Consider the following 23,552-nt stretch of genomic DNA (forward strand, 5'->3'; position numbering starts at 1 on the left):
ATTAGCGGCACCCGTCGAACAGTGCCGAATTATTCAGGCGATCGATGAATCGGCCTTTTTCATTATGATACATAATTTTTACCTTTGGACAAGTTTTCTGTAACATATGAATCATCAAGAAGACGCTACATCACCGCAACAGGGGCACAGATATGTCTGCAGCAAACCCGTCAATATCTTTAGAATCAGCCAGTTACCAGATCATCGACGGGATTGCCGTCACCGCAATCAACAATCCACCCATCAACGCCATTTCAGCGGCCGTGCGACGCTCCCTGCTCGCCGCACTAAAAAAAGCAGAAGAAGATGGCGCGTCATTGCTGATGATTTACTGTGAGGGGAATACCTACATTGCCGGTGCAGACATCTCCGAATTCGGTAAACCACAGGACTTCCCACAGCTCCCAGATGTTGTTGCAGCGATTGAGAACGCGACTATTCCAGTCATGGTCGCCATGCACGGCAATGCTCTGGGCGGTGGGCTTGAGATAGCGATGGCCGGACACTACCGAAGCGCCCTAAGCGGCACCAAACTGGGCCTTCCAGAAGTTAAGCTGGGAATACTGCCGGGATCGGGAGGCACCCAGCGATTACCTCGATTGGTCGGCGCCGAGAAAGCGCTCGCAATGATATTGGAGGGTAAATCCATTAGCGCGGAGGAAGCACTTCAGGCTGGCCTGATCGACCGCACCCTCGACGGCGATCTCCGCGAATCAGCACTTAGCTATGCCAGAGAACTGGTACAAGCCAACGCATCGACCAGGCGTACCGGCCAGCTGTCAGTGGAAAACCCGGCACCCGAGTTGTTTGCTGCAGCGCGTGCAAAACAGGAGAAAAGTCGCAGCCAACTGCTTGCCCCTAACTACATTATCGACCTTATCGAAGCGGCAACATGCAGCTCTATAGAACTAGGTCAAAAGCTGGAGCGCGAACGGTTTGTAGAGTGCCGCGCCTCGTCGGGCTCCCAGTCACTTCGTCACCTATTCTTCGCGGAGCGCACTGCCGCCAAGCCCAAGGGGATTGGCAACGATATCCCGCCGCGCAGCATTGACCGGGTTGCCGTTATTGGCGCGGGTACCATGGGGGGCGGTATCGCCATGTGTTTTGCCACCGCAGGTTACGCGGTGACATTGGTCGAGTTGAGCAGCGACAACCTGCAGCGGGGGCTTGGCGTTATACAGGGCAATTACCAAAAAGCGGTCGATCGCGGCATTACGCAAAAAACGATTGCTGAAGAGGCCTTCAGGCGTATTACAGGCACCACGGACATTGGAAATATCAGCGACGCAGACTTAGTCGTTGAGGCAACATTCGAAAGCATGGATGTCAAAAGCGATGTATTTGCCAAGCTCGATGCCATTTGTAAACCAGGCGCCATCCTCGCTACAAACACCTCGTATCTCGATATCAATGAGATCGCAAGCATGACATCACGCCCACAGGACGTAGTAGGCGCTCACTTCTTCAGTCCAGCCCACATTATGAAACTATTGGAGGTCGTCCGCAGCGATAAAACCGCACCCGATGTCATCAAAACCCTGATGCAGGTCGCTAAGCGGATCGGCAAAATCCCCGTCACAGTTGGCGTGTGCTATGGGTTTGTCGGTAACCGGATGCTTCAGAAATATGCGCGCCAAGCTCAGCTTCTCCTCATTGAAGGCGCCACACCCGCGCAGGTCGACAATGCAATCAAAAGCTGGGGAATGGCGATGGGACCGTTGTCTGTCGCGGATCTTGCCGGATTGGATATCGGTTACTTCTCCCGTCGTAATCAGGGTATCGAGGTGGGTAGTCAGCCAGAATGCTCCGTACCCGACGAGCTAGTCGACGAAAAAAGGCTCGGAAGAAAGACACTGGCTGGATTCTACGGATACGACGCCGTTAGCGGGACACAGTTTGAAGATGACTACGTCGTCGAAAAGATAAAATCCCACTCAAATAGATGGGGAATTACCCGCCGGGCGATCTCTGATGAAGAAATTGTTGATCGTCTTATCCTGGCACTGGTCATAGAAGGCATCAAAATTCTGGAGGAAGGCGTTGCCGATAGATCCAGCGATATCGATGTCGTCTACGTTAACGGCTATGGCTTCCCCCGTTGGCGAGGCGGCCCAATGTTCTATGCGGAGACGATTGGACTGGAGACGGCTCTTCAGCGCATCAGACAATTCCAGCAACAGACCTTGGATGATTTTTGGGAACCACCCACACTCCTGATCAAAGCAGCTGAGCAAGGGTCTGCAACGCTGGCTATACGCTAAGGAGAGCCTGGGCTGGCCCGACAATCGACTTCAGCTTGCAAGTTGCCTAAACTGCCGCCTAGGCGTTGGAGGTAACAGGGCCATAACAGGCTCCAGGGTCGCTCTGTTCGCCGGTATAGAGACAAGGAAAAGAATCAGTAATGCCGAAGATTACTCGAAGTCCATCACTCGTCAGCTGGATAGAACGCTATATTGCAACGGAGCAACCACGCTCAAAATCTCTGATCATTACCGTATTTGGCGATGCTATCTCGCCCTTTTCCGAAGGCATTTGGCTGGGTGAGCTTATAAAGCTCATGGAAGCTTTTTCAGTGAACGAACGCTTGGTCCGTACCAGCGCATTTCGTCTGGCGGACGAGGGCTGGCTATCGTCAAGAAAAGAGGGCAGACGTAGCTTTTACTCACTGACCGACGCAGGAACACGGCGCTTTGAGTCGGCGTATAAGCATATTTACCAAGAGTACAGTATTGATTGGGATGGAAAATGGACCCTGGTGGTTCTGCAGAAGAACATCGAAGCCACGACAGAGCGATCTGAGCTACGGAAAGAACTTGAGTGGAATGGTTTCAGCCTTCTCTCGAACGGTATTTTCCTTCATCCCCTCGCCACCCTTGATACCGCTAGGCAAATCATTGAGCGGAATGGCTATCAAGACCTAGCTATCCTATTCAGAGCTGAGTCCGCTGGAGATAGCAATGGTTTGAACAGCCTCACGAAGATTAGGGAGAGCTGGAATCTTGAGGAGGTTGAGCACCTCTACCGGAAATTCATCAATGACTTCACGCCCGTTCTGGACCTGGTACATGAGGATAAACTATCACCATTAGTCGCCTTTCAATTACAAACACTCATGATCCACTCATTCCGGCGAGCAAACTTGCATGACCCACTCCTGCCCACCGAACTGCTTCCCGAAAACTGGCCCCACACTCAAGCCTACGAGATATGCAAGGATATCTATAAGGTAACGTGTGAACATGCACACGCCTTTCTCGCCATGCATGCAGATGTTCCGGCTGACTTGCGCAAGGGGAACAGACTGAACATTTCCGTTGTCGATCGATTCAAATAGATTACCGCTCAATTCCTAATGCATATCGATAGAGCGAAGCGACATTTTGCCTGAATAAAGATTACCCAAGCGAACAACGCAAACGTCCCCCGAGAAGCCACCGGCCTGGATAACCGCCTATCAGGCCAATATCGGTGACCTACAATTCCCCCAGCGACTACCAGTTTATTTGCGCGCCGCCGTGAATCGGTGGCAGGTCGAGGGGAGACAAAATACCCGCCTTGCCATCACAGACAGCAGGTATGGCATTCACAATGCGGTTCGCCGCCGAGGCGTTACCACCGCCTGCCGGGCCGGGTTCGATGCGGTCGTGGCCGTGATAGCTCACAACCAGATCCGGCGTGCCGGTGATCATCAATTGATGGCAACCCTGCCCCTCCGGCGGGTAGGGCCAGTCAGGGGCGCAGTCATCGTCAATGCGGGTCACATGCTCAACAACAATTCGCGCCCTGCCGTTCACCATGCCGCGCACTTCAAACCGGAAGGCGCCCTGGGTACCGGCTTCAAATTCGCCCATGCCGTCAACCTGAATGCTTCGCTCCAGCGCGACGCGCTCCACATGCGTCTCGATGCTATCGAGTGTCACATCCAGCGCCTCGGCGACAATCGCCACCATCGGCGCCCAGACGATTTTCAGCGCTTCTTCCTCCAGCATACGCGGCAGCGTATCCATACTGAGGCCAAAGCCAATGACATTGCGTACAACGTCTGGCGCATCATAGAGGCCGTAATTGAAGATCTCCTGCATACGAATTTCTTCGATGCCCGACGCTACGCCGCTGACCAGTATCGGCATAATATCCATCACCCACCCCGGATCGACACCGGAGATGAACACCGACGCATTGTGCTGCTCGCAGATTTGCTGAATCGGTCCGACGGCTTCCGGTATACCCACCTTGGGAAACAACAGGGGATAAAACGCAGTAGACACAACATTCACCCCGGCGGAAAGGCAGCCGATCAGCTCCATAAAAGCCGCCTCCCCGCGTGTATCGGCATTGGCGGCATAGACCACGGCATCGATACCACTGGATATCAGCGACTGCCAGTCATCGGTCGCGGCAACACCGCAGGGTGCCACCCCGGCCAGCTCGCCGGCATCCCGCCCCACCTTGGCAGGATTGGACACCACCACACCGACCAGCTCCAACTCACGATGACTCAGTACTGCGCGGATTGCAGGGCGGCCAACATTGCCCGTCCCCCAGACGACGACTTTTCTCATTATTCACTCCCTATTAAACTGAAGAGGACCCTCAGAAGGTCCATGTTATGTCGGCACCGATAAGCCGGGGGTCGCCGTAGCTCTGATTAAACGTGCCGATGGAATCCGTCACCGCAACGGTCGCATTAATAAAGCGCTCGTCGGTGAGGTTGGTGGCATACGCGCTGATGCGATAGTCGCCATCCTCGTTTTGCCAGCTTAGCCGTACATCGATAAGCACATAGCCATCGGCGCCAGCATTGTCGTTGTCGAGAGCATAGACCTCCGCCGAGGTTCCATCCAGGCCGAAAAATACGTCACCCTTGTAACTGATATCGATACGCGGCGTAAAAATGCCGACTGGCGAGGGGATGCTGGCCTGAAAGCCCAAAGAGGCGCTTTCCTCCGGTGCCGCGGGAAAGGGCTCATTGCTACGATCGACGCCGACCCGGCTGTTGCGCACCGCCAGCTCTTTCAAATCGGTGTCGTTGAATTCTTTGTAGTAGTAGTTGTTATTACTGTAATTCAGACTGAGCAAGGCGCCGGGAAATGGCAACCAACTGAGTTCAAACTCGGCGCCCTGAATGGCAGATCGCCCGGCGTTGGTAAACACAACGATCAGATTACCGTCGGAATCCTGCGACACGGTGACCAGCTGCATATTCTTGTAGTCCATCTCATAGGCAGCGAGGTTAAAGCGCATTCGGTTATCGAATAAATCCATTTTGATGCCGAACTCAGTGTTAGCCACTTCCTCAGGCTCGATTCTGGCAAGTCCATCCACACCACGAGGTTCTGAAAATCCCGATTTAAAGCCCTCGCTGTAAGTCGCATACAGCGACACATTGTCAAACAGCGTGCCCTCCAGTGCGCTTTCATCAAAGAAGTAGCCAAGCGAAACCGTCGGCGTCAGTTTGCTGAAGGTCTCATCCGCCTGATACGAGGTGGGGTTAGCATCATCAAACTTGTAATCAACCAGGCCATCACCATTTCTGTCGCGAAACACATTGGTCGCGATCCCGACAGGGTCCTCCAGCCAAGACCCGAGGAACGTGAACAAGCCATCTGTTTGCCCGCCGGTAATCGGGTTCAGCAAGCCGGGGGCCGACAGCGGGATAAAACGCGGATCGGCCGCCTGCAAGCGCGCAGTAAGATCGTCAAAATCGGTTCCCGTCACCAGCAGATCCGACTTTCGTGTTTCCTCGGTATATCGGGCCCCCAAGGTAAGCTGCAGAGAGCGACTAAGGTCATACGAAGCCTGAAAAAACGCCGCGTAGGTTCTGTTGTCCAGCTCAAAATCTGACTTCAGCAAAGGGTTGCCGGTGAGCGCGCCAACAATAGGAACCGTCCCCGCCGCAGACATTGGCCGCGTTGGATCTTGCCCGGTCGCCAGCTGCGTCAAACTGGATAAATCGATACCGACTAAATTGGTAAGAAGAGTGAAGGTCTCGTTATTGTTCTCTTCAGCGAAAAACAGCCCCGTCGTAAAGTGCAGTCGATCCGAAAATGCCGACCCGTTTAGCTGAAGCTCCAGGCTGTAGGAGCGGCGGATACTGTCATCCGTAAAATACGCCTCGTTATACTCAGCCGGGCCGCCATCATTATCGGCCGATTGAATCGGCGACTCTCGAGCGTTGCGAAGCCCCAATATCGCTTTCAACGAGTAGCTCTCGTTGATATCCCAGCTTAGCGTGCTGCCAAACAGAATGGATTCGAAGCCGTGGTCCAGCATCGGATTTTCCCCTTTGTCGGCCCTCAGGTCTCCCTGTTGCTCACGGCTGTTCGACTCACAGTTCTCGCGGTAGGCCCTTCCTTGCGAGGCATCCCTATCGCCTGCCCATAGCAGCGCCAGACCGTCGACAAAAAGAGCATCACTGCGCGTGATATTACAGTTCGTATTGGTCATCACCCCGTTGGACTCACCAATAAAAAGCAGATTGTCCAGCGACGCCTGCTGACTGAAATCCCAGCGGGTTTGCAGAAGTGCTGCGTATCCATCTTCCGCATTCGTTCGGCCGATTTTGCCCCCGTCCTTCATATAGCCGTCGTTACGGCTGGTATTAAATGCAAGCCGTGTATAGAAGTTTTCGGCCACCGGAATATTGGCGCTGGCCCGGAGCTTTTGAGCGCCATAGTTGCCCGCACCGGCTTCGATATAACCGGAAAATTCGTCCTGCGGCTTTGCCAGCGACAACATCAGTGCGCCGCCGGTCGTGTTTTTGCCAAATAGCGTGCCTTGCGGACCGCGCAGGATTTGCAGATTCTCCACATCGACCGTATCGAGCAGCTGCCCATCGGCTCTCGGAAGAAACAGGCCATCAAGATAGACGCCGACAGTGGGGTCGACCCTCACAAAACCCGTCCGCTCGCCGATGCCGCGAATATAAATCTGATTCCCCTGCCCTTTGTTAATCTGCAGACTGGGCACACTCTTGGAGAGATCCGCAACATTGTCGATGCCCGCTTCCCTGAGATCGTCACCGCTCAAGGCGGTCACCGCCAGAGGAGTTTCCTGAATATTTTCCTCACGCTTTCGAGCGGTCACGATGACCTCTTCCAATGTATTGCGCGCCGATTTTCGCGCCTTCTCTTGGGCATTTACCTGAGGAGCTAACAAAGAAGAAAATACGAGTACGACAATAACATTGCGGAAAACCATACCGCCCCCAACTCTTTTTATTGTTATAGATAGGTAGTAACTAGCGTTTATTTTTATAGCGTTACAGGGCGCAGCTCTGGTCGATATGCAACACCTGCATAACGCGCCCATTGGCCAGCAAGCCGGCAATCGTGGTGCTCATTTCGTAGATTTCCGTCGACGAATAGTGCGCTTTCAAGGCGTCAAAGAAGACGTCATCAATATTCAAATGGTCAAGGATAAAACGCTCGGCAAACTCCACCGCCAACTTCTCTCGGTCGCTGAACAGTTCACTTTCACGCCAGCTTGCCACCTCGCTGTAAAACGTTTCGTTTATCCCCTCCGCCTCCAGCTCGGGAAAACGGTAATTCAAACAGACCTGGCAGGCGTTAATCTGGGCGACACGCATCCGTATCAGCTCTCTCACGCGAAGATCGAGCCCCGACTTCGAATAGATGGCATCACTCATCACCGCCATCGCGTTGCCCATGGCGGGCTGAACACCCAGTACGCGGATACTCTCGTCAAACTCGCCCGGCGGCAGTGTGATTCGCGCCATCCTTATCTCCTTATAGTCACCAATAGTGACCATTGTGTTTGGCGCGTGTTAGCATTGTCAATAAGGCACTTTTTTGTAACGTAGTGAGCAGGCATTGGGAGCGAAGCAATGGAACGAGCAACATTTACACCCGGCGTCGCCTTCCCCGACGACGACAGCTGCCCCGTCAGGGACGTGCTCTCCCCGATTACCAGCAAATGGCCGATGCTGATTCTCTTCGCGCTGCTGGATGGCCCGCAGCGCTTCTCTGTGCTTCAGCGGCGCATAGAGAATATTTCCAGAAAAATGCTCACCAGCTCACTGCGTATGCTGGAGCGGGATGGATTTATTCGCCGCCAGGCCTATCCCGAGGTGCCGCCACGGGTAGAGTATGAGCTGACAACACTGGGCAGAAAGCTGGCTAGCCCCCTAGTCCGGCTGGTGGAATGGACGTCGGACAATCACGATGAAGTCAAAGCTGCCAGGCGCCGCTTTGATGCGTCGGCGCCCTGATATCGGCTAAGTAACGGAACTAACGCCCGCTCACGAGACATTAAAAAACCCGCCGGCTATACCGGCGAACAATTGGCAAAGGTGCTCAACTCGGAAAGCATCCCCTATCTGCTTATGAAATCCAGCGCTCAAAAAAAGCAGTACTCGGCGGACGTTAATCGTATGAATATTCTCCTCCCCCCCAGCAGCAAAGGTTTGGAGTTTGATACGGTGGTTATCATCGATAGCAGCTTTGTGCCGCAGAACAATGACGAAGAATTGGTAGAGCAAGTTCGGAAGCTTTATGTTGGCATGACAAGAGCGCAACGGGCGCTGCTACCCAGCTACCATCGCGCGAACGACATTGGCGCCTCATTGTCCTCAGCTCGTTAGCCATGCGCACCGCCCATCGCCTCATCGCATTCAATGGTTAACGCCCGCAACACCGGACAATTTGGAGCGAAGCGGAAAATTGTTCCGAGTGCATGCGCTTGTTATACGTTACCCTCACCATCTTCACGATGTCTAAATTCGGCCAAAAACAGACACTTAGTTGTCCATATCTTGTACTCTTTAGAACTCACTTAAAAAGTCGCGCTTTTTCTCATATTCAATAGCACGATCTTTACTTTCAATCTGTTGTTCGACATATGATTTATGATCTAGTAGGTCAATAGAATTAAGACGAGGAATTATCTTCATTAGAAAGCCCTTTTCCTTCTCAATATAAGGAACTCTGCTGCCTGACCATGAGTTTGTAGTAAGCTCATAATCCACCCTTTTGAAGTCCTCTATGTCTTGATTTAATGATAGAAAATGAACGATCAATTCTATTCTTACGTCTTCCGACATATATGTAGATGCTTCGAATATAAAGCATATATAGTCAATATTATTTATGTTTTCGGAAATTGATTTTTTTAAGAATCTCTCTTTGTTGGCCGCTATTTCGCTAGCATCTTCAACGCCTTTCTCTTTAGTAAAGAGCTGGGTAAATATGCTGTCTCTAATACCATATGATTTTTTTTCCTTTTCAAAAACATGCTTGGCATAAGATTCTATATCTTCGTAGAAGCTGGTTCTTTCCCAGAGGAACTTTAAGTCTGGCATACTGGTGTATGATGAAGGGTATTTTTCTTTCTCATAGATGGCATCAATGACTTTGGCTAAAAGGCTTTTATCGTAATCCATGAGTATGTTCAGACATTCCCCTGAATAATCAAAATGTATGTCTTGTCTAAATGACAACAAATAGGCTTGTAGCAACAGCGTTATATCACCATTAAATAATTCAATCCATTTTCCGAAATTATCATTGTGTTTGTTGAAAAGATTGGATAGAGGTCGGATAAAGCCTATATTTTCTTCGGCTCTTCTGGTTAATATCTGTGCCGTCTCAGAATAAATACATTTTTCAACTGATCGGTAGTTATCCAAGAAGTCAATCCAAAAAGGTATGCAGTCTAAGTCGATGGATTTTAAATGACTCAAAAAATTATCTACTGTTTCTTCATTAATATCGTTCTCTGATAGTTGGGAATACCAACAAGTTATCCAGGAATTCTTCCATCTAAAGATTTTTGAATCAATGAAGTCATATATTTCCTGGGAATCATTATTTTCCAGTAAAAAATTCATGATGCCATGAGGGTTTAGTGAAAAAATATCATCGTGCTCAAGATAGCTAGATACTATATCTAAAAAATTATCAGGGTGGGTTTCAGCTAAAACTCTAAATACTATTTGAAGCCCTTCGCTTAAGGAGTAATCTCTTTCTCTTCCTGTGAGTGAGTTGTATAAATCTATGCACTGATCAAAGAAACTTTTGATTTCATCAAGGGTTTTATCTGAAAAATAAGATGATACTTGTTCTTTCCTGTAGTTTTTATAGTCCTCATAGCTCATTTCGAGCATTCTTCTCTCAGTTCGATCTTCCAGTAGAAGGTTTGATATATCCAAAGTGGTATTTTTAAATTCGGCATCCCAATTGTCAGGATAAGAGATTTTTGTTGATTTGAGCTTCTCGGTTAGATCGTCAACAAGTAGACAGTGAGAGGTGTTTTCACTATCTAATTTACTTACTATATATTTTTCCAGCGCTGGAAGATCAGATAGCGCCATTTCTCCACCGTTGAACGGTATGCGGGTTGTGTAATGCTTTAGTAATTCGTTTACGCTCTGTGTGTATTTCTCGTTATTTAATATGCGTGAAATCCCAGAAAAAATCCTTTCTCTAATTGGTGTAATGTATTCGTCAGGCGTTAAGCGAAATGTCAATATATTAATAGACATACCTTTGGATCTGTGCTCACGATGCTCTACCGCCAAATATTCTTTAGCTGAAAGTATAAAAAGCCTTGTAAATAGGTGGCTGTTACCTTCATCCATGCGTTCGTATAGCTTGTCGATCACAAGCTTTTGCACCGGATAGCCATATCTAAGGTCGTTGAGTTTAAAGTTATATGTTTCTGTGAGGCAATGTATTACAGAATCTAATGGCTCGCTTGTTTTATCGATATAATTTAGTATCATTTCGAGTGAAATGTTTAACTCACTTTCGCCATAAAACCGGAAGCTTGTTAACAAGCTTATAATTTGATCTTTGCATGAATTATTATTTTTTTTCTCAAAGTTCTGCTTTTCCCAGTCTATTTCTTCTTTCTCAATGCTTTCTATTAGTTCTTTCGAATATGAAAGAGATTCTGTTGGCAAAGCAAACCAGAAAGAGTTTAGAAAAGAGAGGGTGTCCACCTGATTCTTGGTTTTTAAAAAATTGAATATGTCGATTACTTGGCTACGAATTTTGGCTATTACTTCTTTGTGATCAAATGAATTTATTACAGGGTTCAGAGAATCTACGACTCTTTGTTTCTGAGAGGGGTAAAAACTCTCAATTAGCACAGAAAAAGGCATTATTTCATCTTTGAAAACGGCAATATAAAATAAATATGTTGATAGAACTTGATCGGAGATCTTAACAACTTCTTCTTCATATAAATCAACAATTTCATTTTTGTGCAGTGTCTTTACGCTCTCCCAGAAATCTGAGTGATCAATACCAAATACACTATTGATCATGCTTGATTGTTCTTCGTTCTCTTTATCTACTCTTCTGTAAAATGATATGGCACATGCAACACGCATTAAGTGATCGTTGGAGATAATATCTTTTACGCTTTTGTTGTTTCCGAAATAATCATCATATAGCGAAGCAACGTTCGCTATTGATGCAATCTGTTGTGATTCGGTGGCGACCTTTGAGGCCATAATAGCTAATCGTGGATTCCCGCCAGATATATCTATAATGCGGTCTTGGTATTCGTGATTTTTTATTTCAAAAAGTGTTTCGATAAGTTCTTTGATTTGCTCGTCGGTAAGAGGGGATATTGATAGTTCCTGAACCTTTGAGAAGTTTTTCGACTTTTCAACGACATTATCTCTTGCATAGTCTCGAACGGTTGCAATTATTTTAAAAGTCCTATCTTGGTCTTGTTCATTTAAGTAATGAAGAAGATAGTCGATACGGTTGTCTAGCCTGTTAGCATCATCAATGAACACTAGGTAATGCCCAGGCTCACTCAAATGAGATGTTATGTCGTTATATAAATCGGCACCTTTATCGAATACGCAATATACCTTGAGCGCAGGGTTAATTTGCTTGCATCGCTTGGCAAGGTTTATGCAGAAGAGAGTTTTTCCAACCCCTGCGGGGCCAGATACAATAAGCAAGTCATCTTTTTCAAGTAATGAAACACATTGAGAGATGTTTTCGTCCTGAAAAAGCAAATCATGGTTTATTGGAGTTGTTAGATTGTTGTTTCCATACCTTTCTATAAAATCATCTGGCTCCAATAGCTGTCCCGTATCTAATGGTAGATCGAGATACAGCTCCGACAGTCTGGGGTGGGTGTTTTGTATGCTGAGTGCAATTGGGTCTATCCCATATAGAGAAAGCTTTATTGAATTGTTCTTACACAATCGGGTAAGGTGGTTAATCTCATCGGTTGCCAGCTTGGCAAGATGACATAGTATAATTTCGCTAATGCTCTCTTTCTTAATCCCAGTCTTGGTTTCATCTAGACACTTATTGATATCATCTTCAAACTTGCTAGCTAAGTTCTTTTCTTGAGATGAATATTCGGAAAATATGTACGATCCATCCTCTTGAAGAATTAAGCTGTCAGGGGTTCCCTGAACTACTTTGTTAGTAGTTTGCATCATTCCAATGGAATTTATATTTTCATATCCTTTCCTATGCAGCCAATCATCACATAATCTCTGGAAAGCTCCACCTTCCATTTCAAGCAACTTATATTTTATTTGGTTGATGCTTGCCATGCTTCAATAACTCCATATAAGAAAGGGTCAGTGGCTTAATATCTACGATATTTATGACCGCTTTGGGTCGAAATCAGACTACTACGACCACCTTATAACGCCCGGCTTTGGGGCGGACTTGTAGCCGCAAAGCGGCGGAAAGGCCGTCCCAGCCCCGAAGGGGCGACAACAGCCGTTTGTTAGGCACTTGAACGCTGCCAAAAATGGTACAAGCCTGCAATATCAGACGAGCACAAAAGAGGCATTGCTTCTTTAATTTGCTCTAACGGCCAATCCCACCACTTCATATCTAGCAACATTGAAATTTCCTGTTCTGAAAAGCGCTTCTTTATCTCTTTTGCAGGGTTGCCACCAACAATTGTGTATGGCTCTATATCTTTGGTAACCAAAGCCCGACTGCCAATTACCGCTCCATGGCCAACCTTTACTCCAGGCATAATCATTGCTTCAGAGCCAATCCACACGTCGTTTCCTATGACGGTATCACCTGCTGCCTGGAAAGCATCAATTGATTCCGAAAATGCCGGTTCCTCATTCATATAGAAAAAAGGGAATGATGTAACCCAATCATATCGGTGACCTTGATTTCCAGCCATGATAAAAGATGCGCCCGTCCCTATGGAGCAAAAGCTTCCAATTATCAATTTATCAACGTCATCACGATCAGGCAGGAGGTAGCGAGCGCAATCATCAAATGAATGTCCGTGGTAATAGCCTGAATAATAGCTATAACGGCCTACCTTGATATTTGGGTTCTTTACCTGTTCGACGAGAGGTTTTCCCTTAAACGGGCTCTCAAAATAGTTCTTCATATAATTCCACACCAAAAATCTGCAACAACACCGTTGCCTAACAGCCTGTTTATGAGGCCTGCGGCCTCATAATAAATATTATCGGGCGGCCATCTATCACGCCGGCTATTTTTTGACTGCCCTTTAACCCATTGTTTTTAAAAATGTATTTCGAAATCAGGTTTCGTCGCGATGAATAACAGGGCCATTTCACTGGCAGGAAGGAGCTATCGGGATACGCTGTGCACATACAGCTTTTTTGACAGGGAGTGTCATTATGAGCGCTTCACCATTCCTTCGGTCATTGCGGGGCACATGCTAGTGCGTCGCTACTGTCTTTCTACAGTAAAGTCGTACCGCTACTGGATCAAGCTTTTCATTATGGTTGATGGCAAGTCGCCTCTGACGGAGGGGGCTGGCACATCGATGGAGCTTGTTCTTGTTATCTCATCGGTGAGCGCTGCGCGCCACGACACGCTGGTTGTTTTGCGCCTTGAGCAAAAAGGGCCGGGAGGTGCGCCTTCCCAGCAAGGCGCTCTAGAGGCGCACGGAGAATTTATCACCGTAGGTACTCGGCAGGCCGTATTGCTGAAGCAAGGTGGGCTTCGATGCGTCGATGCCTTAACACCGGCAAGCAAGTGATACCTGCGCATCGCCCTTCGCTAGACATAAAAAAAGCCCCGCCGGCATCGCCGACGGGGCTCTGTTCAAGAAAAGGCCTGAAACTTACTTGGCGGCTCTTTTCTCTTTCTCTTTTGCAATCACTTCTTCAGCCACGTTGGCGGGGCACGGTGCGTAGTGCGAGAACTCCATGGAGAACTGGCCACGACCGGAAGTCATGGTACGCAGGGTGCTGATGTAGCCAAACATTTCTGACAGTGGTACATCGGCCTTGATGCGAACGCCAGTTGTACCGGCTTCTTGACCAGAGATCATGCCACGGCGACGGTTCAGGTCACCGATAACGTCACCGACGTTGTCTTCGGGGCTGAATACGTCAACTTTCATCACCGGCTCAAGCAGCTGAGCACCGGCCTTAGGCATAGTCTGACGGAATGCACCTTTAGCAGCGATTTCGAAGGCTACTGCCGAGGAGTCAACCGCGTGGTAAGCACCGTCGTGCAGGTTAATCGCAACGTCCAGAACCGGGAATCCAGCCAGCGGACCGGTTTCCATCATCGACTTGAAGCCCTTCTCGATAGCCGGGAAGAATTCCTTCGGTACGTTACCGCCCACAACAGAGGTGGTGAAGGTGAAGCCAGTGTTCGGCTCGCCGGGCTCAATGGTGTAGTCGATCTTACCGAACTGACCAGAACCACCAGACTGCTTCTTGTGCGTGTAGCTGTCTTCAACTTTCTGAGTAATGGTTTCGCGGTAGGCAACCTGCGGCTGACCAACAACCAGCTCAACGCCGTAAGTCCGCTTGAGGATGTCGACCTTGATATCCAGGTGAAGCTCACCCATGCCTTTCAGGATGGTCTCGCCAGAATCTTCATCAGTTTCGACTCGGAAAGTGGGGTCTTCAGCAACCATCTTGCCGATCGCAACACCCATCTTCTCGGTTGAGCTCTTGTCTTTAGCCGCCACGGCAATAGAGATAACCGGCTCAGGGAACACCATTGCTTCCAGCGTACAGGGGTGATCTGGATCGCACAGAGTGTGACCGGTTTGCACATTTTTCATGCCAACAATCGCAATGATGTCGCCCGCTTGCGCATTGCTCAACTCATTACGCTCATCAGCTTGCATCTCACACATGCGACCAACACGCTCCGTTTTACCCGTGAACGAGTTAAGAATCGTGTCGCCTTTTTTGAGCTTGCCGGAGTAGATGCGGATAAAGGTCAAAGCACCGAAACGGTCGTCCATGATCTTAAATGCCAGAGCGCGGAACGGCTCGTCAGCAGAAACGGTCGCGTATTGGCCAGTCGGGGTACCTTCTTCGTCAGTCAGCGGCTGGGGGTTAACCTCAGTCGGGCTGGGCAGGTAGTCAACAACGGCATCCAGAACCAACTGCATACCTTTGTTTTTGAAGGCAGAACCACAGTAAGTCGGGAAAAACGCCAGCTCCAGCGTGCCTTTGCGGATACAACGCTTGATGTCGTCGATAGAAGGCTCTTCACCTTCCATGTACGCCATCATTACGTCATCGTCCATCTCAACAGCCGTTTCAATCAGCTGCTCGCGGTACATGGCTACATCTTCTTCCATGTCAGCAGGAACGTCGGTGATCTCGTAGTTTTCAGGCAAGCCTGAATCGTCCCAGATGTAAGCTTTGTTGCTCAGCAGATCAACAACGCCTTTGAACTCGTCTTCACGGCCAATCGGCAGGGTCATGATCAGCGGTGTTGCGCCCAATACTTTCTTAACCTGCTCGGTAACACGCAGGAAATCCGCACCAATACGGTCGAGCTTGTTAACAAAAATCAGACGAGAAACTTTGGAATCGTTCGCATAGCGCCAGTTGGTCTCAGACTGGGGCTCAACGCCGCCAGAGCCACAGAATACGCCGATGCCGCCGTCCAGAACTTTCAGCGAGCGGTAAACTTCAACGGTAAAGTCGACGTGTCCAGGGGTGTCTATGACGTTCAGGCGGTGGCCCTTCCATTCACAGGTCACAGCAGCCGACTGAATGGTAATACCACGCTCAGCTTCCTGCTCCATGAAGTCGGTAGTCGATTCACCCTCGTGAGTCTCACCGAGCTTGTGAATTTTACCCGTGAGCTTGAGGATACGCTCAGTAGTGGTGGTTTTTCCGGCATCAACGTGGGCGAAAATACCGATATTGCGGTAAAAGGATAGATCAGTCACGGCGGTCTCTAAATAAGCTGGGTTGAAAATGGTTCGCTACGATACTGGAAGTGAGGAAAAATTTCTCTACTATTTTGGGAAATTATGCTAATCCGGGCCAAATTTTTCCCTAAAAAGCCGTCACAAAGCCCCAAATGGCGCAAGTTCGAGGTCAAACGACTAGCAGACGCCCCCCTCCCCAGCCCGTCACCTGTCAGAGAGCGAGCAGCCTCAGCGACGAGTCCCTGACGTCCCCTCCCCAGACCATCACTCGTCAGAGGAGCTAGCAGCCTCCGCAACGAGTTCCTACCGCGTTAAAGCTCCCCCCAATGAAAAGTGGGAGTAATGAACGCCAACCAAGAACGTTGACTTGGTCAGCAAGCGGGCCTGGCCGAGAGCGCATAACTCTCCATAGCGGCTAGCGGCAAATACTTCCTTGACAGCTCTCATTGCCTGTCAGACGAACTGAAGGATCATTGGGTTAATAGATAGAGCTATCTCCATCGCCTGGATGAATCGCTCCCATAAATCCATCACCACGGCGTTCGTCATGGATTATTGGATTTGTGACTCCTTGACGCTCTGCTGATAACGGGCCAAGGTTAACTCCCGCACTCACAGCCTGGCGATACATCCATTGCAAAGCCACGTCAGACAAATCGCTGTCGGCGTAACCGCCGCCCACACCGGAATGCACGCCAATAAATCCCTGATCAACTCGGGTTGAAAACGGCCTTCCTATATCGCACAACGACTTCTTTTTTAGCCCTTAACACATAGCCACATGGCACTGCTATGGAATTTCTATCAGGCCGTACTTTTTATTTATGCAAATCATCTAAATATTCTTGCGCCCTATGGTCCAAATGCGCCTCAGCACTACACCAAAAATCAGGAGAAACAGGCCATCCTCGCTCTTTTATTTTTCTTAAGTTTTCTTCAGCAACATACTTTAATCGACTAAAAATATACCCATCACAAAAACGAAGACCCGTACCCTCATCCATACTCACCCAAGACAACCCAAGAGAATCATCACTCAAAATACTAACAAATATATTTCCCTTATAATCCCCACCCAGACATTGATTTAAATATATTTTCCTTTCCGTATAACTTTCATCGATATCGTACTTCCACCCAACCACCAAGTATTCCGGCAAGCGCTTAAACTCAAAAAAATTAACCCCTCCTCCCGCCCTATTCTTGAATGGCATAACCCTTAACGACGATCCGTATACATATTTATTCTTGTCCGTTTTAATCCACGGATTAAACAATGTTTCCCCGGTATCATTATGCAACGAAAACCCGATTAGCCGGGAATCAAAAGAACCACACCCACCCACCAACCACGCGGCAATCAATAACACAACCAGCTTAACCGTCTTCGTATGATTAAAATTTTGACCAAACATCCTCATCCAACCATTGATTATATTCATCCATATCGACCGCCCCCCTTTCGCTATCATCGGAACTCTCGTTAATCAGGTATTCCAAATTCGGAAACTGAGGCGCTGCTCGTTGCTGTACGGCGTTCGTCATGGATTATTGGATTTTCGACCCTTTGATTCCCTGCTGACAAGGGACCAAGGTTCACACCCGCACCCACGACCTGTTGACACATCCGTTGCAAAGCCACATTGAAATAGTCACAGAATCACACTCAACAAACTAGAGATAAAACCGAATATTACAACGAAATTGTATTTCAGGAATTGAATCCCAGTACTTAGGGTTTTGATAGGATTTTATCTTCGCTTTGCTTATTTCTATTTTCTTATTTGCTTCTTCTTTATAATTCGAAAATATATAGCCACCGCAATCTTTTTTTTCCATTTTTTTATTTCTATAAACCCAAGACAACACCAACTCATCACCCGGCAATAAACTCACATATATATCACCCCAAAACCCTTTGGGAACAGAAGATCCCACGTTGATTTTTTTTTCTATCCACTCGCCATAAAGGTGCCCCTTCCAACGCACCCGCAGGTATTCAGGCACACCCAAAATACCGAGGCTTAGCGTAGTGTAAACATCATCTTCATAAGGTCTATCTGCCCCAAAATCTCGAAAGACATGCTCACCTTTTTCGTTAATCATCTCAGGCGCATATAAATCTCGCCCTGTATCGTTATGCACGGCGTAGATGATATAAGCCTTGTCATTTAAGGCACTGCATCCTTCAATAAAAAAAAATGCACTAAAAAAAATCAGATACCTCATCCAAGGATTCCTTAGTTTACGGTGATACCCACATTATTCTGCAACCACTGCCGATACTCATCCATATCGACCGTCCCCCGCCGATTGCCTTGATAGTTTTCATTAATCATGTCGGATAAATCCGGGAATTGCGGTGCCGTTTTTTGTCGCTCTGCGGGATCTATAGGCTCCCATTGTACACAACGTCCTCTCTCACGACGTTCACATTGCCTGCCAGAAGAACTGAAGGGATCATTGGGATAATAGATCGCGCGATCTCCATCATTGGAGTGAATCGCCCCCATAAATCCATCTGCGCGGCGTTCGTCATGGATGATTGGATTTGTGACCCCTTGATGCTCTGCTGATAATGGGCCAAGGTTCACGCCCGCGCTCACGGCCTGTTGATACATCCATTGCAAAGCCACATCAGACAGGTCGCTGTCGGCGTAACCGCCGCCTATATCAGAATGCGCCCCAATAAAGCCCCGCTCAACCACATTCCCTGACGTGAGAGTCGCCCCAGCAACCGGGGACACTGATGAGAGCGGAAAAAGAAAGCGGTGCTCATTTAACGCAACCGCTTGAGCCACATGGCCAATGCGGGAGTCGATACTAAAGTCGTAGCCTAGGTCAGTGCTATTGCCTGCGATGCCCATTGAACCTACCGTGTCAAACAGCCCCATAAAGCGGATATTGATGGGGTTGCAATCGGTGACAAGACCGCCCCAGCCGTCACTGTCGATACGTTCAAAGACATCATTGGCAAATTCCCGTGCTGCGGCAGCGCCACGACTAAAGCCAACAATATCGATGACACGATCCCAATTTGATTGGTCCGTTAACAATTCCTTAATTCTATCCAATGCCGCATCAACGCGCGCTCTTGACCCCAAGCCCGCGCCACCGCCCAACACATCGACCCAGATATCGCCATCAGTACCAACACCGCGTTGATAGTAGGTATCGTCTCTAGAGTAACCTTGAGAGTAATAGTTTTGTAGATGCGTGACATTGGTTAATGTTGCAGGATTACTTTGATCATTCCCCGTCCCATCAAAAGCAAACAGGAACAATCCCCAGGGATCAGTATTGGCTATCGGGTTAGCCATGGCATAAGCAAAGGTATTGGCACCACCCATCAGTCCGATGGGGTCGCTCTGGGTGTAGCGGCCTGTTTCCGGGTCGTAGTAGCGATGGTAGTTGTAGTGCAGGCCGCTTTCGGCATCGAAATATTGACCAGCAAAGCGCAAATTAAGCGTTGTTGGTACGCTATTGCCATCGGGATCATTGTTGGGCAAACCAATACCAAATGCATCACTCTGCCATTGCCACACCACTTGTTGGTTTTGGTTGGTGGCCAGCCGTGGGGTATTTAGGTGGTCGCTGTGCAGGTAGGTGACCACGGGTGATTCATCGCCCCGGCTTTCAATCATTGCTACCGGCTTGCGTTGCCACCAAAGGTAAAAGCGGTGGCTCTGCACGCCCTCTTTCGGGCTCCAAGCGGTTTCACCCAGTAGCTGCCCTTCATTATTGTAGTGAAAGACGGTATGTTTGGGCCCCTTGCCAGTTATGGCGAGTTTGTGTGTGCGTTGGCCCAGACTGTTATATGCATAGGTCGCTTTTAACTGCTGATTAATGTAGACCGCTACCAATTGGTTGGTTTGGTTGTAGATATAGCGGCGATCGCGGCGCGGATGTGACTCGATGAGTGTGTTGCCGTTTTCGCTTAATAGTAATTGCGTGCGGCCATAAGTTTGAATGTGGCTGCTTGCTGTTGAATAGCCTGCGTCGATTTCTGCTTGTTGGTCATTGAGGGTTAAGTGCTGGGCTACACGGTTGCCAATAGCATCGTATTGGTACTCTCTGGCAGGCTGCCGGCCTCCGGTGGGCTTTTCTGCCACGAGTCGGGCCAACGCATCGTAGCGATAATGGGTACTGGACTCACCTGCAAAGCCGAGGGTATCCAAAAGCTCAATCTGGTTACGCGTATCGTAGTGGTATTTCTGCTGCCACCGTTGCGTGTTGGCCTGAGTATTTTGCAACGCTAATTGAGTCAACCTGCCTTCGCGGTCATAGCTGGCGCTGGCTTCAGTTCCATTCCCATAACGCCAGGCTGCCGGTGTATTTCCCAATGCGTACGTCACGCTGTCGATGAGTGTTCGCCGCAAACCGGATCGTTGATATTCAATTTGGCTGACACGTCCATGCCTATAATTGAATTGCTGCCTATCGCCGTTAGGGAGCTGTATGTAGTCCAACTGACCTTCTTGATTGTAGTGATAGCCTACGGTAAATGTGGTTGTTTGACCATTTAGAGTAAAGCGGCGTGTATCTCTGGAAAGACGACCAAGGGCGTCGTATCCGTAGTCTATTGTGCCACTAGCATCGTTGATGTGGGTAAGCTGTCCGATGCCCTGACCTTGCACGGCATCTGTACTGTCATAGCGGTAAGTAACATCGCTCCCTGCATTGGGATGGTCAATCGCCACAAGGCGGCTGGCCAGATCATAGCGGTACGCTGTAATGGCATTAGTTGAACGTGCTTCTGAAAGTGTAGCGCCACCCTGTGTACGTATTTTATTGCCCGCGGCATCGTAGTAATGCAGAAGCACTCCCGTGTCGGGGCTTTGCATCATAATCATGTCGCCAAAGGCATTGTATTTATATTGGGTCTGGTGGCCTCCGGCATCGGTGATGCTGGCGGCTGGGCCTTGTACGCTGTAGTCAATAGCCGTTTTCCCCTGCAGCGCATTGAGGGTTTGGGTAAGACGACCCAGCGCATCGTATTGATGCACAGAGGGCTGGTCATTACCTTTTTGGTGCTGGCTTAGTAATTGCCCACCGTTGGTATAGCGGAGATCCGTCCGCTGACCATATTGCCCCAAGATAGCAATGACCCGGCCTAATGAGTCCAGTTGCCGTTGGTAGTGCCGCTCTACCCGGTCGTGTTCGTTGTAGATAACTTGTTCGGTCCAGGCGCCATTGACCGGGGATCGCGCAACGCTAAGGTGGTCGCCCAGGTGGTTGGTCAAACCCGTGAGCTGCCTGGCGGCGTTGTAGTCAAACTGCTGCCAACTGCCGTCGGGCAGGGTCAGCTTTTTTAGCAGGCCGTTCCGGTCAATGTCCAGATCGAGGGTTTCCATCAGGTCTCCACCCTGACGGGTGAGTGTGTCGAGGTGGTGGTGTTGATCGTAGGTCAATCTGACCTGGATGCCGTTAGGGAGCTCTGCCTCGGTGGGCTGGCCGTGGCGGTTATAGGTGGTGATGCGGGTGGTGTGGCCCAGCGGATTGGTGATGGACTGAATCAGGCCTTCTGGGTTGTAGGCGATGCGAGTAATGTCGTCGCTACCGTCCGCTTCTGCAGGTAATGGGCCGTTGATCTCTACTTCTGAGGGTTGCGCTAGGTTGTCTTGCGCGAAGTGGTAGGTGTAGGTCCAAGTGCGTTGCTCACCGTAGGTGTTGTAGGGCACAGCTTGTTGGCTGAGGTCGGTGGCTGTACGGGTGAGCAGTCGGCCGGTGTCACTATAGTGAAACGCTCGCTTGAGGTAGCTCTGCCATTGGCCGTTGAGATAGGTGCTATAGGTGGCTTGGGTGATCAGCGGCAGGTCGGGGTGCCATTGTTGTTCGATGCGGCGGGCGCCCTCTTCCGGCTGCCACTGACCTGCTTGTTTGGAAAGTCCCTCATCACGCTGCTCGACCAACCCACGATTGTTGCGAGTATATAGGGTGGCGTAGCCATTGGCATCCACGGCGAGCTTGATAAAGCCATGGGCGTTGTAGCTTAGAGCATGTTGGCTTGGACCGCAGCTAGGGGTGGCAAGGCCATCTGTGCGAATCAAGCGGCGATAGCCAGGGCGACCGGGTTCGAGATGGAAGACAGTGATCCGCCCAGCAGCGTTGGTCATGGCCACGGTGCCGTCGCGGCGGTAGTCGAAGGTGAGCTTTTCTGCGCCATCGCCGTGTTGGCTGAGGATGGCGCGGCCCAGGTGGTCGTAGGCCCAGGTGGCGTAGCGCTGGCCTTCGGCATCGGTAAGGCCGGTCAGGGCATGATCAAAGCGCTTGTCTTCGTAATGATATTTAGCGCTATTATCTGCAAACAGCGAGACCATGCTGGCCCACAGGCCGGGGCTGCTTCGCTGGTAGGCTTCCAGATTGCCTGAATCACTGTATTTGAAGCGCAGTTGGTCTCCATTGGGCAGACTGATCCGGCTCAGCCAGTATTGCTTGTAATGGAGTTGGAGTTTTGGGCCACGGCTGTCGGTTACCGCGACCAGACGGTTGGCGTCATCGTAGTTCAGGGTGTGGGTGATGCCGTTCGTATAAACAACGGATTGGAGTTGCCCCTTGGCGCTGTAATGCTCGACTACACCGTTGACGGTAGTGTATACCCAGCCATCTCCTGATTCACTCAGCTGATCCACCACTCCCTGACCTTTCCAGTGCCCGTCTTCCTTGTTGAACACGTAAACAGCACCATCGTCGCGAAGCATTTTGAGACTAAAGCCATCTGATACAGGTGCATGCTCTGGCAAATCGGAAAGCGAAGAGACTAACAGCTTGCGACTGTAGCTATATCTCCAACCATACCCAATGGCGCTCCGATCCGAGCCCTGAAGGCTGTTGTAGTAGCGTTCGAAAATCAAAGGACTCGGGCCCCGGTGGCGGTAATCCGCTTGCCGCTGGAATTTGTTGCCGGTGCCTATATCAATCGGATTCCCAAAGCCGGTGTTGGTAGAGGCCACTGAGGATGCTTGGGGTGAAGCGAGGACGCCACCGTTACTGTTGCCCGTATTAGCTGCACAGGATTGAGGATCACCACCGGGGTTGGGGTTGAATGGGTCTCCGCCTTCCGGGTTGTCATAATCGTCGTCTATCCCGCCGTCGTCCCCATCCTCATCATTAGCATTGCTTTGACCACCACCATCTGAGGGCCCCCCGCTGTGACCAGAGCCAGTGCCGCCAGTTGGTGCAAGACCTTCTGTACCCTCAGGATAAAACCAGCCTTGATAATAGTTAGAGGCGAGCTGGCTGGCCAAATCCCCTACATGCTGCCTGAGTGCCGGACCGTAGGCCTGTGCCAACGAAGCACAAACCAATAAACCGATGGACAGTATAGGAAGGTACTCCGCCATCACAGCGCCTAGTACGCTATGCCTAGCTCCGCCGCTTCCAGAATTAACAGCCTGTCGATCAATATCTTTCATGGCCAA

Annotated in this window: 14 protein-coding genes; 5 read left to right on the forward strand and 9 right to left on the reverse strand. The window is 49.6% G+C overall.

From position 1 onward, the window contains the following. The first annotated feature begins 152 nt into the window (after nucleotides 1–152). Both G411_RS0106390 and paaX read left to right on the forward strand, forming a co-directional pair. A complete protein-coding gene (locus G411_RS0106390) occupies nucleotides 153–2,261 on the forward strand; it encodes a 3-hydroxyacyl-CoA dehydrogenase NAD-binding domain-containing protein (protein WP_022958350.1) in 2,109 nt (702 codons plus the stop codon). Nucleotides 2,262–2,401: 140 nt separating this feature from the next. After that, a complete protein-coding gene (gene paaX / locus G411_RS19635; RefSeq protein ID WP_022958351.1) occupies nucleotides 2,402–3,334 on the forward strand; it encodes a phenylacetic acid degradation operon negative regulatory protein PaaX in 933 nt (310 codons plus the stop codon). 157 nt (nucleotides 3,335–3,491) lie between these two features. On the opposite strand, the gene G411_RS0106400 is transcribed toward paaX, so the two are convergent. The 3 genes from G411_RS0106400 to G411_RS0106410 all read right to left on the reverse strand — a co-directional run bounded on the left by G411_RS0106400 (nucleotide 3,492) and on the right by G411_RS0106410 (nucleotide 7,738). Further along, nucleotides 3,492–4,562: an NAD(P)H-dependent amine dehydrogenase family protein gene (locus tag G411_RS0106400; protein ID WP_022958352.1), complete on the reverse strand. Its 1,071-nt coding sequence runs from the start codon at nucleotides 4,560–4,562 to the stop codon at nucleotides 3,492–3,494. Nucleotides 4,563–4,593: 31 nt separating this feature from the next. Then, the gene (locus tag G411_RS0106405; protein ID WP_169530624.1) at nucleotides 4,594–7,086 is read right to left on the reverse strand and encodes a TonB-dependent receptor; all 2,493 of its coding nucleotides are present in this window, start codon (nucleotides 7,084–7,086) and stop codon (nucleotides 4,594–4,596) included. A gap of 175 nt (nucleotides 7,087–7,261) precedes the next feature. Then, a complete protein-coding gene (locus G411_RS0106410; protein ID WP_022958354.1) occupies nucleotides 7,262–7,738 on the reverse strand; it encodes a carboxymuconolactone decarboxylase family protein in 477 nt (158 codons plus the stop codon). A 108-nt stretch (nucleotides 7,739–7,846) separates the two neighbouring features. On the opposite strand from G411_RS0106410, the gene G411_RS0106415 reads away from it, so the two are divergent. Together G411_RS0106415 and G411_RS0106420 are read left to right on the forward strand one after the other, a co-directional pair. Continuing rightward, on the forward strand, nucleotides 7,847–8,230 hold the full coding sequence (locus G411_RS0106415) for a winged helix-turn-helix transcriptional regulator (protein ID WP_022958355.1): 384 nt from the start codon (nucleotides 7,847–7,849) through the stop codon (nucleotides 8,228–8,230). An 81-nt stretch (nucleotides 8,231–8,311) separates the two neighbouring features. After that, on the forward strand, nucleotides 8,312–8,602 hold the full coding sequence (locus G411_RS0106420) for a 3'-5' exonuclease (protein WP_245542382.1): 291 nt from the start codon (nucleotides 8,312–8,314) through the stop codon (nucleotides 8,600–8,602). 180 nt (nucleotides 8,603–8,782) lie between these two features. Here the strand turns inward: G411_RS0106420 and G411_RS0106425 are convergent, their stop codons facing one another. After that, entirely contained in the window at nucleotides 8,783–12,547 is a 3,765-nt protein-coding gene (locus G411_RS0106425; RefSeq protein ID WP_022958357.1) for an NACHT domain-containing protein, read from the reverse strand. 179 nt (nucleotides 12,548–12,726) lie between these two features. Continuing rightward, on the reverse strand, nucleotides 12,727–13,359 hold the full coding sequence (catB, locus tag G411_RS0106430) for a type B chloramphenicol O-acetyltransferase (protein ID WP_022958358.1): 633 nt from the start codon (nucleotides 13,357–13,359) through the stop codon (nucleotides 12,727–12,729). A gap of 171 nt (nucleotides 13,360–13,530) precedes the next feature. Between catB and G411_RS0106435 the strand changes: the two genes are divergently transcribed. Then, entirely contained in the window at nucleotides 13,531–13,980 is a 450-nt protein-coding gene (locus G411_RS0106435; protein ID WP_022958359.1) for a hypothetical protein, read from the forward strand. 84 nt (nucleotides 13,981–14,064) lie between these two features. Here G411_RS0106435 and fusA read toward each other — a convergent pair whose 3' ends face one another. The 4 genes from fusA to G411_RS0106460 form a co-directional block, all read right to left on the reverse strand. Beyond that, nucleotides 14,065–16,149 carry an elongation factor G gene (gene fusA, locus G411_RS0106440; protein ID WP_022958360.1) on the reverse strand — a complete coding sequence of 695 codons (2,085 nt, stop codon included), beginning with the start codon at nucleotides 16,147–16,149 and terminating at the stop codon, nucleotides 14,065–14,067. A gap of 800 nt (nucleotides 16,150–16,949) precedes the next feature. Beyond that, complete coding sequence (locus tag G411_RS0106450) at nucleotides 16,950–17,603, reverse strand: hypothetical protein (protein ID WP_022958362.1); 654 nt, start codon at nucleotides 17,601–17,603, stop codon at nucleotides 16,950–16,952. Nucleotides 17,604–17,805: 202 nt separating this feature from the next. Continuing rightward, complete coding sequence (locus G411_RS0106455) at nucleotides 17,806–18,360, reverse strand: hypothetical protein (RefSeq protein ID WP_022958363.1); 555 nt, start codon at nucleotides 18,358–18,360, stop codon at nucleotides 17,806–17,808. Between the two features lie 11 nt (nucleotides 18,361–18,371). After that, nucleotides 18,372–23,546, reverse strand: coding sequence for a phospholipase effector Tle1 domain-containing protein (locus tag G411_RS0106460; RefSeq protein WP_084495343.1), 5,175 nt, complete (start codon nucleotides 23,544–23,546; stop codon nucleotides 18,372–18,374). Nucleotides 23,547–23,552 lie beyond the last annotated feature (6 nt).

It is taken from the genome of Spongiibacter tropicus DSM 19543 (genome assembly GCF_000420325.1).
In the GTDB taxonomy this organism is placed as follows: Bacteria; Pseudomonadota; Gammaproteobacteria; order Pseudomonadales; family Spongiibacteraceae; genus Spongiibacter; species Spongiibacter tropicus.